Origin of the sequence: Nocardioides sp. (assembly GCF_030655615.1) — a bacterium.
Lineage (GTDB): Bacteria > Actinomycetota > Actinomycetes > Propionibacteriales > Nocardioidaceae > Nocardioides.
Genome location: NZ_JAURVJ010000193.1, coordinates 1 through 13472, shown reverse-complemented (window position 1 = coordinate 13472; position 13472 = coordinate 1). Strand labels below are relative to the sequence as shown.

At 70.5% G+C, this 13472-nt stretch carries 13 protein-coding genes; 7 read left to right on the top strand and 6 right to left on the bottom strand.

Features of this window, described 5'->3' with window-relative positions; translation table 11 throughout:
• The 4 genes from Q7T52_RS16345 to Q7T52_RS16330 form a co-directional block, all read right to left on the bottom strand.
• A partial coding sequence (locus tag Q7T52_RS16345) for a hypothetical protein (protein WP_304804347.1) occupies positions 1-254 on the bottom strand: 254 nt, incomplete at its 3' end.
• Between the two features lie 251 nt (positions 255-505).
• A complete protein-coding gene (locus Q7T52_RS16340) occupies positions 506-1408 on the bottom strand; it encodes a hypothetical protein (RefSeq protein ID WP_304804345.1) in 903 nt (300 codons plus the stop codon).
• Positions 1402-1965 carry a hypothetical protein gene (locus tag Q7T52_RS16335; protein ID WP_304804343.1) on the bottom strand — a complete coding sequence of 188 codons (564 nt, stop codon included), beginning with the start codon at positions 1963-1965 and terminating at the stop codon, positions 1402-1404. Before Q7T52_RS16335 ends, Q7T52_RS16340 begins: the two co-directional genes overlap by 7 nt.
• 108 nt (positions 1966-2073) lie before the next feature.
• Complete coding sequence (locus Q7T52_RS16330) at positions 2074-2367, bottom strand: WXG100 family type VII secretion target (RefSeq protein WP_304804342.1); 294 nt, start codon at positions 2365-2367, stop codon at positions 2074-2076.
• Between the two features lie 187 nt (positions 2368-2554).
• Between Q7T52_RS16330 and Q7T52_RS16325 the strand changes: the two genes are divergently transcribed.
• Genes Q7T52_RS16325 through Q7T52_RS16315 form a run of 3 tightly spaced genes read left to right on the top strand, consistent with a single transcriptional unit; the run spans position 2555 to position 6037 of the window.
• Complete coding sequence (locus Q7T52_RS16325; protein ID WP_304804340.1) at positions 2555-2875, top strand: hypothetical protein; 321 nt, start codon at positions 2555-2557, stop codon at positions 2873-2875.
• Position 2876: 1 nt separating this feature from the next.
• Positions 2877-5456: a WXG100 family type VII secretion target gene (locus Q7T52_RS16320; protein WP_304804338.1), complete on the top strand. Its 2580-nt coding sequence runs from the start codon at positions 2877-2879 to the stop codon at positions 5454-5456.
• Entirely contained in the window at positions 5456-6037 is a 582-nt protein-coding gene (locus Q7T52_RS16315) for a hypothetical protein (protein WP_304804336.1), read from the top strand. Before Q7T52_RS16320 ends, Q7T52_RS16315 begins: the two co-directional genes overlap by 1 nt.
• 65 nt (positions 6038-6102) lie before the next feature.
• Here Q7T52_RS16315 and Q7T52_RS16310 read toward each other — a convergent pair whose 3' ends face one another.
• Together Q7T52_RS16310 and Q7T52_RS16305 are read right to left on the bottom strand one after the other, a co-directional pair.
• Positions 6103-7386, bottom strand: a complete 1284-nt coding sequence (locus Q7T52_RS16310) for a thymidine phosphorylase (RefSeq protein WP_304804334.1) — start codon at positions 7384-7386, stop codon at positions 6103-6105.
• A 36-nt stretch (positions 7387-7422) separates the two neighbouring features.
• The gene (locus Q7T52_RS16305) at positions 7423-7836 is read right to left on the bottom strand and encodes a cytidine deaminase (RefSeq protein ID WP_304804332.1); all 414 of its coding nucleotides are present in this window, start codon (positions 7834-7836) and stop codon (positions 7423-7425) included.
• Between the two features lie 161 nt (positions 7837-7997).
• Between Q7T52_RS16305 and Q7T52_RS16300 the strand changes: the two genes are divergently transcribed.
• The 4 genes from Q7T52_RS16300 (at position 7998) to Q7T52_RS16285 (ending at position 13295) form a co-directional block, all read left to right on the top strand.
• Positions 7998-9113, top strand: coding sequence for a BMP family protein (locus tag Q7T52_RS16300; RefSeq protein WP_304804348.1), 1116 nt, complete (start codon positions 7998-8000; stop codon positions 9111-9113).
• A gap of 92 nt (positions 9114-9205) precedes the next feature.
• Positions 9206-10720: an ABC transporter ATP-binding protein gene (locus Q7T52_RS16295; protein ID WP_304804330.1), complete on the top strand. Its 1515-nt coding sequence runs from the start codon at positions 9206-9208 to the stop codon at positions 10718-10720.
• Positions 10717-11988: an ABC transporter permease gene (locus Q7T52_RS16290; RefSeq protein WP_304804328.1), complete on the top strand. Its 1272-nt coding sequence runs from the start codon at positions 10717-10719 to the stop codon at positions 11986-11988. The genes Q7T52_RS16295 and Q7T52_RS16290 overlap by 4 nt, the downstream gene beginning before the upstream one ends.
• Positions 11985-13295, top strand: coding sequence for an ABC transporter permease (locus Q7T52_RS16285; RefSeq protein WP_304804326.1), 1311 nt, complete (start codon positions 11985-11987; stop codon positions 13293-13295). Before Q7T52_RS16290 ends, Q7T52_RS16285 begins: the two co-directional genes overlap by 4 nt.
• Positions 13296-13472: the final 177 nt, after the last annotated feature.

Below are 13472 nucleotides of genomic sequence, written 5' to 3'. Positions count from 1 at the left end.
GACAGGGCGAGGTCGAGGGCGGCGTACTCGGCGACCACGGGTGCTCCGGCTCCGGCGAGCTGCAGGGGTGGTTCGTCGTTCCAGTCATGAAGCTCGGCTGCTTCGGTGTCGCCTGCGGTGTGAGCGGCGGCCCAGTCGAGGACGGCGTTGAGCTTGTTGACCTCGTCGCGACTGATGTCGAGACAGGCACCGCGGACCGACTCGAGCAGCGGGTCGCTGCTCGCAGTCGTGGTGGTCCGGTGGGTGCTGGGCATGGTCTGATTCTAGCGGCGACCACCGACAATTCGATGATGCGTTCGAGCCCAGCTGGTGCGGGGCTCGTGACGGCCGCGGGCGGCCTCTTCGACCTCCGCGGCCCGGTCCGGCCTACCGGCTGCGGGGATCTCGACACGCCGGGCCGTAGCCGGCCCGTCGGCTCGATCACCGTAAGTGTGAGGTCGGATCGCGCACGCAGAGACTTCGTCCCTGCGGCTCGGCCACCGCGGGGTGGGCGCCGAACTCCCCGCTAGTGGGTCGGGGTGTTGATCGACTGCACCTGGTCGACGCGCAGGACGGTGGTGCTGGTGGGGCCGTCGAGCGTGGTCGGGGCGCCGGGGATGTCGATGACGTTGCCCCCGAGCTCGAAGCGGACGGTCCAGTCGGCCGAGACGCCGACCTCGTAGGCCGGGCGGCCGTCCTGGGTCGCCGTGCCGCGGCTCGAGTCGCGCTTGTAGTCGTAGGTGCACGACGACGACGCCTCCTCCTCGGAGGACACCCAGGGGCAGGTGAAGCCGCCGCTGCCGTCGCCGGGGTCGACGTTGATGCGGGCGACCGTCGCGATGGCGACGAGGCCGAACGCCGAGCTGCCGGACAGCTCCGGCGACCCGCCGTCCATCCAGAACCAGGTCGGGAAGTTGACCACGGTCCGCTCGGGCGGGCTGGTCAGCACGGGCGGGAGGGCGAGGTCGATCTCGCCGATGGCGGTCTGGGCCTGCTCCGCCAGGGTGGGCGGCTCGGGCTCGGTGCCGGACCAGTAGATCGTGTAGGGGATCGGGCCCTGCGTCTGCGGGTCCGGGAAGCCGCAGATGCGGGCGCGCGGCTCGGAGTCGGGGGACGGCTTGGGCCCTGGGGGCTGCCCCATCGCGGGCGTCCACGGGACGTCGCGGCAGGGCTGGTTGCCGAGGCAGTAGGTGTAGCTGCCGTAGATCTGGCACGACGGCTGGCTGGTCCCGCCGGTGCCGTCGCCGGGCTCGCCCGGCTCTCCGGGGTTGCCCGGGTTGCCGGGCACGGTGCAGCCGTAGGTGCCGTCGGGGTGGGTCACGATGACCGCCGGCGGCACGCAGGTCGGGGGTGCGGCCTGGGCGGAGCCGGGCAGCACCAGCACGGCGGCCGACACCACCAGGCACAGGGCGAGCAGGCGCTTCAGCATGACGTCGTTCCGATCTTGCTCGAGTCGAAGAGCCACTGGCCGTCCTGGCGGACGGCGGTGAAGGTGGTGACGGCCCGGGGGCTGCCGGTGGCACCCGGCGGCAGGGTCTCGCCCCGCTTGACGGGGATGACGCCCTGGCCGTCGGAGCAGACCTCGACGACGGCGGCGTCGCCATCGACCTCGGCGGAGAGCTCCTCGAACAGAAAGGTCCCGACGATGTCGAACCCTGCGTCGAAGGTGCCCTCGCGCCAGGTGCTGACCACCTGGTCGGCGAACGCCGGGGTGGCCACCTGGTCGAAGTCGGCCTTCTTGCCGGACGTCGACAGGAGCCGGGCGAGCGCCTTCTCGTAGCCGCTGACGAGGGCGACGAGCGCCTCCTCGTCCTCGGCGGCGTCAGGGGTCGGGGTCGAGGTCGCCGGCTCGGAGGTCGGGGCCTCGGACGTGCTGGACGACCCCTGTCCCAGGGACGGCTCGTCGTCGCCACCACCACCGCACGCGGCCAGTGCGCCGAGGACGGTGGTGAGCAGCAGCGCGCCGATCAAGCGTGGTCGAGGCACCTGGTCTCCTGGTCGTCCGTTCCGAGGGTGGGCGTACCGGCGTGACGACGGTACGACACACGAGGACCCGGCGCGTAGACGCACCGGGTCCTCTCGATCTGGTTCAGCTCACTTGATGACGAAGCTGGCGTCGATCTCGGCGAACGCGCCGGAGGCCTTGGTCAGGTAGGTCGACATCTCCTCGAGCAGGCCGACGCTCTTGAGGTTGGCCGCCGTCCACTCCTCGTAGGTGGCGTTGAACGAGTCACCGGCGGCGCTGGAGAAGCCACCGCTCTCGCGCAGGGAGTCGACCTGACCCTTCGCCGTGTGGAGGATCTGCTCCACCTGGTTCTTGATCTCGCCGAGCTGCTTCGCCTGGGTCTCGATGTCTCCGTGGACTACGGAGATCTTGCCGTCGCTCATGATTTCTCCTGTGATGTTCGTGACGCGGACAACGCCCCTCTGCCCGCAGGTCCCACGCCACAAACACATCCGTCCCGGAAGACTTCTGATCCGTCGCTCGGTGGTTGAGGCGTCGCCGACCAGGGAAGAGGTCGCGGCGAGCGAGCACGTACGACACGCAGCGGGACGCAGGAGAACGGGGGCGACCATGGTTCGAGCAGCAGGAGACGGCGGTGGGTCCGCCGTGCTGGCGATGACCGACGAGGCCGTCACCACAGCCCGTCGTCGCTACACCGGCCTCGCCGACCTGTGTGCCGGCATCGCCGACGAGCTCCCCCGCGGCTACTCCCTGGTGACCGAGTCGTGCGGGTCGTTCTTCGCGCAGATCGATCCCGGCATCACCTCGTTCACGGCCTCCTGGCAGACGGCCCTGATGCTGACCGCCGACGAGGCCCGGCTCATCGCCCGCAACGTCAACCAGGTCTCCCTCGACGTGACCGAGCTCGACCGCACCCTCTCGGAGGGCTGACATGGACCACTACCAGCTCGACGTCGACCCGGCCGGCCTCCGGCAGGTCGCGCGCAGCTATGCCGCGATGGCCGAGGAGCTCGACGCCCGTGCCGACAAGGTGAGTGCCACGCCGGACGAGATCGGCGACGCCTGGCAGGGCGGCACGGCCACGACGGTCAAGGCCGACATGCGCGCGGTCGGCTCGCTGCTCGGCACCTACCGCGGCCACCTCGAGCGCGCGTCCACGGCAGTCAGCACGCTCGCGACGGCGTACGCCGACGGGCTCGAGACGATCGGCCGGCTCAACAGCCAGCGCGCCGACGCCGAGGCCGACTGCCGGAGCGACCTGGCGGCGCTCGACCGCGCCCAGGAGAAGGAGGAGAGGGACCTCGCCACGGCGCCGCCCAACCGCTACCTCCGTGAGGAGCTCGCGGACGGCTACGCCACGAGGCGGTCCGGCGCGACCGCCGAGCTCGACCGGGTCCTCGGCACCCTCGACACCCGCTTCGCCGAGGTCGTCGAGGAGTGCCGCCTCGCCACCACCACCTGCGCCGGCGCGCTGGCACACGCGGTGCACGTCAAGGTGCCCCAGAGCATCACGCTCAACCTGAGCGACCCGGCCGGCGCCCAGGACGCCTACGCGGCGATGTACGACGCCGCCGAGGAGACGCTCGGCAACCAGCTCACGCTGGTCAAGGACCTCGACGAGCTCGACGACCAGGAGAAGGTCGACGACCGCGACCGGGTCGAGAAGATCCTCTACAACTACAGCAACAACACCGACGAGCGCGACGAGCTGCTCGAGCTCCTCAAGAAGCACCAGGGCGACCCGGAGTTCGCCGGCATGCTGGCGGGCAAGGTCGACGTCCAGCTGCTCGGCAACGCGATCGCGCAGGCCCAGGACGGCCCGTGGGCCGACGGCACCGCCCTCGACGACTCCTACGCCTACACCGACGAGCTCATGAAGGCGATCGGCCCGCTGCTCGGGCTCGGCTCCCTGGTCCAGGGCGACTACCAGCTGCCCGACGGCAAGGTCGACGAGTGGTACGGCGCCATCACGGCCGCCCAGACCTACGGCCGCCCCGACGTGTGGCCCGGCAGCCAGACCGTCGTGGCGGCCCTGATGGCCCAGGGCTCCTGGGACCCGACGCTGCTCGCCGACGTGATGGAGCGGGTCCTGGTCTTCGAGCGCGACGAGCTCGGCGGCTCCGACGAGTGGGAGTTCCACACCGGCCGGGCCACGGCCGACACGGCCGACGGCTACTTCCTCGACCCCGTGCAGGCGCTGGCGACCGCGCTGGGACGCAACCGCTCCGCGGCCCAGCAGCTGCTCGACACCGCGAGCAAGCGCACGCTCGAGCTCGACGGCGACGACGTCGAGGTCTCGCACACGCTGGCCTACCTCCTCCTCGAGCGGGAGTGGAACGGCCCCACCGGCGAGAAGGCGGTCGGCGACCTGCTGAAGGCGGCGCTCGAGGAGAAGCCCGGCGACCTCACGCCGGCCGAGCTCGCGCGCCAGCTCCAGGGCGTCATCACCTACGGCGAGGAGCAGACCAAGAAGGCCGAGGAGGAGGCCGAGCGCAACGACAAGCCCTGGTACGTCGACCTCGGGCACCTCGTGCTCGACGTCGGTGGACTGGTCCCGTTCATCGGCGAGCCCGCCGACCTGGTCAACGCCGGCTGGTACGAGGCCGAGGGCGACCACCTCAACGCCAGTCTCTCGGCCGCGGGGGCCCTGCCCTTCGCCGGATGGGCGGCCACGGGCGGCAAGTTCAGCCTCAAGGGGCTGAAGGGGCTGGCCGACGTGTCGCCCGACCTCGTCGCCAAGCTCACCAAGCAGTTCGACTCCCTCGGCGACCAGGTCAGCTTCGACGTCTACAAGCTCAACGGCAAGGACTTCACCCACGTCGACTTCAAGAGCGCCGACGACCTCGCGGCGGCCCTCAAGACGCCGCAGCCCAACACGATGTACCAGTCGGGCGACCTCTACTTCACGACCGACGCCAAGGGGGTGCTGACGGTCGGCGGCAAGGGCGGGATGCGCCGGTTCATGGCCCTGGGCGAGCACCTCAAGCACCTGCCCACCGGCACCGAGATCCGCTACTCCGGCCACGCCTTCCGCAAGAACGTCGACGGCACGCTCGAGCTGATCGCGGTCAGCCGGTTCAAGCCCATCTGGGGACACGGCGAGGCGTTCAACATCCAGAACTGGAGCCGCTACACCCACAACGAGATCTACCTCGCCAACGGCAAGCGCCTCGACTCCTACGACCCCGGCAAGTGGATCGTCGAGCGCAAGTACCGGCAGTACGCCGACCTCAAGGACGCGCAACAGCTGCGCAAGGACATCGACCTGCTCGCCACCCAGTACAAGCCCGGCGAGCTGGTCCCCCGCACGCCGGGCAACGTCAAGCACTTCGGCGACGCGGCCGGCAAGCCGTTGTCGGGCAAGCCGCTCCTCGAGATCCCGCCCCAGCTGGGACCGCTCGACCCCAACATCCTCAAGTACGCCTCGAGGAGGAGGCCGCCGATCACCATCCGTGACACCGACGGCAAGATCTACTCCTACCAGTTCCCGACCGGAAGGCTGCCCGGCTGATGGCCCACCTGATCTTCGGCTCGCGTTGGAACAACGGGTTCTCGATGATGCTCGACGCGATGAGCGAGGACGACGCCCGCGCCCGCTACGAGCAGGGCCTCGAGGTCAGCATCGCCTGCGGTGTCGAGGAGCTGGCCGCCGAGCCGCCGGACGACCTCGACTTCGAGGGCGAGCAGCCCGCCGAGTGGGAGCTCTACACCGAGCTGTCCCGCCACGAGCGGCGGCCGGACCAGCCCGGCGTGGCCATCGTGGAGTTCTACAACTTCTGGGGCACCCGGGTGGCGGCCCACTACTTCTACCGGCAGGACGACGGCCGGCTGTTCCTCGCGCAGGTCGACGAGCTCGACTTCACCGACACCTCCCGGTTCGTCGAGGACAACGAGTGGGCCGTGCTGACCGAGCACTCCTTCTCACCCGACGGCACCAGCTCGGTCGTCGTCCGGACGACCCAGCCCGACGGCCGCACCGACGTGACGATGTCCGAGCACGCCGGCGGCGACTTCGCGAGCCACTGGGAGCCGGTCCCGGCCTGGGGCGACTGGGCCTCGATCACCCGCCGCGACCGGTCGCAGCCGGCCTGAGCCCGGCGCACGGCCAGGGCGCACGCCCAGGGGCGCGCGTCAGGGCGCGCGTCAGGGCGTGCGGCCTAGCCGATGCGGTCGATGACCAGGGGGGTCGTCGGGGCCGAGCCGGCCTTGCCGATGTCGAAGGCGTCGTCGAGCGAGGCGAGCGCCCGGCCGAACCGGTCGGGGGTGTCGGTGAGCAGGGTCAGCAGCGGCTGCCCCTCGGTGACGGTGTCGCCGGGTCGCGCGTGCCAGCGCACGCCGGCGCCGGCCTGCACCGGGTCCTCCTTGCGCGCCCGGCCGGCACCGAGGCGCCACGCCGCCAGGCCGACCGCCATGGCGTCGAGGCGCGTCAGCACGCCCGACGACGGCGCGGTGACCACGTGGGACTCGTGGGCCTCGGGCAGCTCGGCGTCGGGGTCGCCGTCCTGGGCGCGGATCATCGCCTTCCAGGCGTCCATCGCGGAGCCGTCGGCGAGCTTGTCGGCCGGGTCGACGTCGTCGCGGCCCGCGCCGGCGAGCATCTCGCGGGCCAGGGCCAGGGTGAGCTCGACGACGTCGGCGGGGCCGCCGCCGGCCAGGACCTCGACCGACTCGGTGACCTCGATGGCGTTGCCGGCGGTGAGGCCCAGCGGGGTCGACATGTCGGTGAGCAGGGCGGTGGTCCGCACGCCGGCATCGGTCCCGAGGGCGACCATGACCTCGGCGAGCTCGCGGGCGCGTCCGACGTCCTTCATGAAGGCGCCGGTGCCGACCTTGACGTCGAGCACGAGTGCGCCGGTGCCCTCGGCGATCTTCTTGCTCATGATCGAGGAGGCGATGAGCGGGATCGCCTCGACGGTGCCGGTGACGTCGCGCAGGGCGTAGAGCTTCTTGTCGGCCGGGGCGAGGCCGTCGCCGGCGGCGCAGATGACCGCGCCGACCGACTCGAGCTGGGCGAGCATCTCGGCGTTGGACAGCTGGGCCCGCCAGCCCGGGATCGACTCGAGCTTGTCGAGGGTGCCGCCGGTGTGGCCGAGGCCCCGGCCGGACAGCTGGGGCACGGCGACCCCGCAGGCTGCGACCAGGGGGGCCAGCGGCAGCGTGATCTTGTCGCCGACCCCGCCGGTGGAGTGCTTGTCGGCGGTGGGCCGCGAGAGCGAGGAGAAGTCCATCCGCTCCCCCGACGCGATCATCGCGGCGGTCCAGCGGGTGATCTCGCGGCGCTCCATCCCGTTGAGCAGGATGGCCATCGCGAGCGCGGACATCTGCTCGTCGGCGACCTCGCCGCGGGTGTAGGCGTCGACCACCCAGTCGATCTGGGAGTCGGTGAGGGATGCCCGGTCGCGCTTGGCCAGGATCACCTCGACGGCGTCGTGATCACTCATGGGGGCGACCCTAGGCGGTGGGCCGGCGGACGGGCCTCACCGGTCGACCACGGCGGCGAGGTCGTCGGGGCCGAAGGCCTGGGGCAGCACCTCGGCCATGGTGAGGTCGCCCTGGGGCGTGCGCACGACGAGCTCGGCGCCGCCGTTCTCCCAGAGCAGCTGGCGGCAGCGGCCGCACGGCATGATCACGGAACGGTCACTGTTGACGCAGACGAAGTGGGTCAGCCGGCCGCCGCCGGTGAGGTGCAGCTGGCTCACCAGGCCGCACTCGGCGCACAGGGTGACGCCGTAGGCGGCGTTCTCGACGTTGCAGCCCGACACGACCCGGCCGTCGTCCACCCGTGCGGCGGCCCCGACCTGGTAGCCGGAGTAGGGCGCGTAGGCCCGCTCCATCGCCGCCACGGCGGCGTCCTCGAGCGCCGCCCAGCCCTCGTCGGGGGTCTTCGTCATGGGTCCTCAACTCCTCGTCGTGTTCCATCCGGATCGCAACTAGGTAACGTTGAGGCCATCCTGCCCGTATCGCACGACGGGCCCCTCGATCGGGGGTAGCCTGCCGACCGCTGCCCCCGTTCCCGTGGGGCGAAGAGGTGGGAGGAACCCCTGTGAACAAGATGCGGAAGGCCATCGGCGGCGGAATCGCCGTACTGGCCACATCCATGGTGCTGGCAGCGTGCGGCGATGCTCCGTCGGAGAACGACGACGAGCCGGGCACGGGCGGAGGGTCCGAGACCTCCGACGCCGGAGAGCCGAAGACCGACTTCCTGCCCTGCATCGTCTCCGACGCCGGTGGGTTCGACGACAAGTCGTTCAACCAGCTCGGCTACGAGGGCGTCGAGAAGGCGGCCGGCGAGCTCGGTGCCGATTTCAAGGCCGTGGAGTCCAACAACGAGAACGACTACGCCCCCAACCTGGAGAGCCTGGTCGCCGAGGGTTGCAACGTCATCGTCACCGTCGGCTTCGCCCTGGCGACCGCCACGGTCGAGTCGGCGACGGCCAACCCCGACATCGAGTACGTGATCATCGACAGCGACGCCGACGCCGACTTCGACGGCAAGAAGGACGCTGAGAACATCAAGCCGCTGCTCTACGACACCGCCCAGGCCGCGTTCCTGGCCGGCTACGCCGCAGCCGACTTCAGCGAGGCGGGCAAGGTCGGCACCTACGGTGGCCAGCCCTTCCCGACCGTCACGATCTTCATGGACGGCTTCAAGCAGGGCGTCGAGTACTACAACGCCCAGAAGGACGCCGACGTCGAGTTCGTCGGCTGGGACGGCAAGAACGGCTCGTTCACCGGTGGCTTCGAGGCCAACCCGGCGGCCACCAACACCGCCAAGCAGATCCTCGACCAGGGTGCCGACGTCGTGCTCCCGGTCGGTGGCCCGATCTACGAAGGTGCCCTGACGGCCATCGCCGACTCCGGTGCCTCCGCCACGATGATCGGTACCGACGCCGACGTCTTCGAGTCCGACCCGAAGACGCAGGAGGTCATCCTGACCTCGATCCTCAAGAACATGGACGTCTCGACCTACGAGGCCGTCATGTCCGCGGGCGACGACTCGTTCGACCCCGAGGCCTACGTCGGCACGCTCGAGAACGACGGAGTGGGCATCGCCCCGTTCCACAACTTCGAGGGCGAGATCTCCGACACCCTGCAGGGCGAGCTCGACACCATCAAGGCCGGCATCATCGACGGCTCCGTCGAGGTGAAGTCGTACCTCAACCAGTGACACCGTGACCCGAGAGAGGGGAGGCCGACGACCCGTCGGCCTCCCCTCTCGACGTCCTTGCCCCAGGCCCCCCTTCTCCTAGGATCGCCCCTATGCAGCTCGTCCTGCGCGACATCACCAAGCGCTTCGGTGCCCTGGTGGCCAACGACCACATCTCGCTCACCGTCGAGCCCGGCGAGGTGCACTGCCTGCTCGGTGAGAACGGCGCGGGCAAGTCCACGCTGATGAACGTGCTCTACGGCCTCTACCAGGCCGACGAGGGCGAGATCGTGCTCGACGGCGAGGTCCGGCACTTCTCCGGCCCCGGCGACGCGATCGCCGCGGGCATCGGGATGGTCCACCAGCACTTCATGCTCGTCCCCGTCTTCACCGTCGCGGAGAACGTCATGCTCGGCGACGAGAGCACCGGCTTCGCCGGTTCCCTCGACCTCGACGCCGCCAGCGAGCGGGTCCGTGAGATCTCCGCCCGCTTCGGGTTCCACGTCTCGCCCGACTCCGTGGTCGAGGACCTCCCCGTGGGCGTCCAGCAGCGGGTCGAGATCATCAAGGCCCTCTCGCGCGACGCCAAGATCCTCGTCTTCGACGAGCCGACCGCCGTCCTGACTCCCCAGGAGACCGACGAGCTGATGCAGATCATGCGTCAGCTCAAGGAGTCCGGCGTCGGCATCGTCTTCATCACCCACAAGCTCCGCGAGGTCCGCGAGGTCGCCGACCGCATCACCGTCATCCGGCTGGGCAAGGTCGTCGGTGGGGCGAGCCCGACGGCCAGCAACGCCGAGCTGGCCTCCCTCATGGTCGGCCGCCCGGTCGAGCTCACCGTCCACAAGGAACCCGCGCAGGCGGGCAAGGACGCGCTGGTCGTCGAGGGCCTCACCGTCGTCGACGACGCCGGCCTCGTGCACGTCAACGACCTCAGCTTCACCGTCAAGGCCGGCGAGGTGCTCGCCGTGGCCGGGGTCCAGGGCAACGGACAGACCGAGCTCACCGAGGCGCTCCTCGGCCTGCAGCACCACGTCACCGGCTCGATCAAGCTCGACGGCAAGGAGCTGCTCGGCCGCAGCGTCCGCAAGATCCTCGACGCCGGCGTGGGCTTCGTGCCCGAGGACCGGCAGGTCGACGGCCTCGTCGGCACCTTCAGCATCGCCGAGAACCTCATGCTCGACCGCAGCTTCGGGTCACCGTTCGTCTCCGCCGGCTCCCTGCAGCGCCGCAAGCGCGACGCGTTCGCCCGCGAGAAGCTGGAGGAGTACGACATCCGGGCCCCCGGCATCACGACCCAGGCCGGCAAGCTCTCCGGCGGCAACCAGCAGAAGGTCGTCGTGGCCCGTGAGCTGTCGAAGGAGCTGCGGCTCCTGGTCGCGGCCCAGCCGACCCGCGGTGTCGACGTGGGCTCCATCGAGTTCATCCACAAGCAGATCATCGCCACCCGCGACTCCGGGATCCCGGTCGTCGTGGTCTCGACCGAGCTGGACGAGGTCGTGGCCCTCGCAGACAGGATCATGGTGTTGTACCGAGGACAGATCGTGGGCATCGTCCCGGCCGACGTCCCCCGCGAGGAGCTCGGCCTGATGATGACGGGCGAGCGTCGTCCGGAGGTCCCGGCGTGAGCGACGACGGCAAGGTCCCCGCCACCCACAAGGCCGGCGGCACCGACCTGACCAAGCAGAACTCCCCGCCCGTCGACCTCGACGACGTCCCGCCCCCGCCCGAGCACAACCACTGGCACACGGTGCTGCGCTCGATCACGGTCGGCAACGCGCTGGTCGCGTTCCTGTCGATCCTGCTCGCGGTCATCGTCGGCTCGCTGCTCATCATGTTCACCGACGAGGACGTACGCGCCTCCTCGGGCTACATCTTCTCGCGGCCCCAGGACTTCTTCCTCGAGTCGCGCGCCGCGATCGAGGGCGCCTACACGGCGCTGTTCCGCGGGTCCATCTACAACACGCGTGCCGAGGACTTCCAGACCGGCATCCGCCCGCTCACCGAGACCCTCAAGTTCGCCGGCCCGCTCATCGCAGCCGGGCTCGGTGTCGGCCTGGCCTTCCGCGCTGGCCTCTTCAACATCGGCGGGCGCGGCCAGATGCTCCTCGCCGGGGCCGCGGCCGGCTACGTCGCCATCAACTGGAACCTGCCCGGACCGCTGCTCATGGTCGGCGCCATCGTCGTCGGCATGGTCGTCGGCGCCCTCTGGGCCGGTCTCGCCGGTCTCCTCAAGGCCCGCACCGGCGCCCACGAGGTGATCGTCACGATCATGCTCAACTACGTCGGCTACTACCTCGTGTTCTTCGCGCTGTCGCGCCAGGGCATCCTCCAGGCGCCCGGCTCGGTCAATCCCAAGTCGCTGCCGATGCCCGAGGACGCCGTGATGCCCGACCTGCTCGGCGTCCGCTACAACCTCCACCTCGGATTCCTGCTCTCGGTCGCCGCGGTCGGGGTCGTGTGGTGGCTGCTCAACTACTCCGCGATGGGCTACCGGTTCCGCGCCGTCGGCGAGAACCCCAGCGCCGCCCGCAGCGCCGGCATCGACGTCGGCCGCACCTACGTCACGGTGATGCTCATCGCCGGGGCCCTGGTCGGCCTCGCCGGCACCAACCAGACCCTGGGCACCGTCACCAGCGGCGTCACGGTCGACCTCGACGCCGGGATCGGTTTCGACGCCATCACCGTCGCCCTGCTCGGCCGCTCCCACCCGCTCGGGATCCTGGGCGCCGGGCTGCTGTTCGGCGCGTTCAAGGCCGGCGGCTTCGCGATGCAGGCCTCCGAGGGCATCCCGGTCGACATCGTCCTGGTCATCCAGTCCCTCATCGTGCTGTTCATCGCCGCTCCCCCACTGGTCCGAGCACTCTTCCGCCTACCCGTGAAGGAGGCGGTGTGAGCCACCTCGCCAAGCCGGCCACCGCCGGCCCGCCCAGCTCGTCCTCGACCGAGGTCACCGACGAGCCCCAGGTCATCCCGGTCGTCAGCCGCAAGACCCCTGTCCTCTTCTCGATCCTGACCCTCGCCCTCGCGGCGGCGGTCCTGCTCGGCGGCGAGTCCGGCGACACGACGTTCCGGCTCGCCTCGCGCGACGACTTCTTCGAGCTCCCCGAGATCACCGTCCCGTCCCAGGGCACCGCCTGGGTCGTCGTGGTCCTGCTCGCCCTCGGCTCGGCCGAGGCCTGGCGCCGCTACCTCGCGCGCCGCAGCACCCCGCTGTGGATCGCCGCCGCCTTCGCCTTCGTGGCGATGGTCGGGTTCCTGTCGTGGGCCGCCGCCGGTGGGTCGATCCCGGTGGTCGGGCTGCTCGCCGGCTCCCTCGCCCTCGCCGTACCCCTCGTCTTCGGCGCCCTCGGCGGCGTCCTCGGCGAGCGCGCCGGCGTCGTCAACATCGCGATCGACGGCCAGCTGCTCGCGGGCGCCTTCGCGGCCGCCTTCGTCGGCTCGCTGGCCGACTCGGTGTGGGCCGGCCTCCTCGGCGCCATGGCCGCGGGCGTCCTGGTGGCGCTGGTGCTCGGCATCTTCGCCATCTCCTACTACGTCGACCAGGTCATCGTCGGCGTCGTGCTCAACGTGCTGGTCATCGGCCTCACCAGCTTCATGTTCTCGCAGGTCCTCGCCCCCAAGGCCGCCGAGCTCAACAGCCCGCCGCGCTTCGAGGCCTGGGTGATCCCCGTCCTGGGCGACATCCCCCTCATCGGCCCGATCTTCTTCCGCCAGACCCCGCTCGTCTACCTGCTCTACATCGCGGTCGGCGTCGTCACCTGGTCGCTCTACCGCACCAAGTGGGGCCTGCGGGTCCGCGCCGTCGGTGAGCACCCCAAGGCCGCCGACACCGTCGGCATCAACGTCAACCGCACCCGCTACCGCACCATCCTCATCGCCGGCGCGATCGCCGGCGCCGGCGGCGCGTTCTACACGATGGTCTCGGTCTCCGGCTTCAACCGCGAGATGACCGGCGGCGCCGGCTACATCGCCCTCGCGGCCGTCATCTTCGGTAAGTGGGACCCCATCAAGGCCACCCTCGCCGCCCTGCTGTTCGGCTTCGCGTCCAACCTGCAGGGCGTCCTGTCGGTCATCGGCTCGCCGGTGCCGAGCCAGTTCATGCTGATGCTCCCCTACGTCGTCACCATCGTCGCCGTCGCCGGCCTCGTCGGCCGGTCCCGTGCTCCTGCGGCCGTGGGACTTCCGTACCGAAAGGCCTAGCTGCGGGTCGGAACCAGGTCTGCTTTTCAGCCGCGTCGGCTGAGGTGCGAGCGCAGCGAGCCTCGAAGCCCATTTCTGTCACCGGGTCATGGGTGGTCCGGGTCGGGTGGCCGCGCGCGTAGCAGACCGCGTCTCGGCGTCAAGGACGCCTGCGGCGCCGCTACGCGGTCGCGGAGC

What these genes read in the sequence shown, in the direction of transcription:
- Q7T52_RS16295 (WP_304804330.1), top strand. Translation starts at nt 9,206, where the DNA reads ATGCAGCTCGTCCTGCGCGACATCACCAAGCGCTTCGGTGCCCTGGTG.
- Q7T52_RS16325 (WP_304804340.1), top strand. Translation starts at nt 2,555, where the DNA reads ATGGTTCGAGCAGCAGGAGACGGCGGTGGGTCCGCCGTGCTGGCGATG.
- Q7T52_RS16305 (WP_304804332.1), bottom strand. Translation starts at nt 7,836, where the DNA reads ATGACGAAGACCCCCGACGAGGGCTGGGCGGCGCTCGAGGACGCCGCC.
- Q7T52_RS16320 (WP_304804338.1), top strand. Translation starts at nt 2,877, where the DNA reads ATGGACCACTACCAGCTCGACGTCGACCCGGCCGGCCTCCGGCAGGTC.
- Q7T52_RS16340 (WP_304804345.1), bottom strand. Translation starts at nt 1,408, where the DNA reads ATGCTGAAGCGCCTGCTCGCCCTGTGCCTGGTGGTGTCGGCCGCCGTG.
- Q7T52_RS16310 (WP_304804334.1), bottom strand. Translation starts at nt 7,386, where the DNA reads ATGAGTGATCACGACGCCGTCGAGGTGATCCTGGCCAAGCGCGACCGG.
- Q7T52_RS16300 (WP_304804348.1), top strand. Translation starts at nt 7,998, where the DNA reads ATGCGGAAGGCCATCGGCGGCGGAATCGCCGTACTGGCCACATCCATG.
- Q7T52_RS16330 (WP_304804342.1), bottom strand. Translation starts at nt 2,367, where the DNA reads ATGAGCGACGGCAAGATCTCCGTAGTCCACGGAGACATCGAGACCCAG.
- Q7T52_RS16315 (WP_304804336.1), top strand. Translation starts at nt 5,456, where the DNA reads ATGGCCCACCTGATCTTCGGCTCGCGTTGGAACAACGGGTTCTCGATG.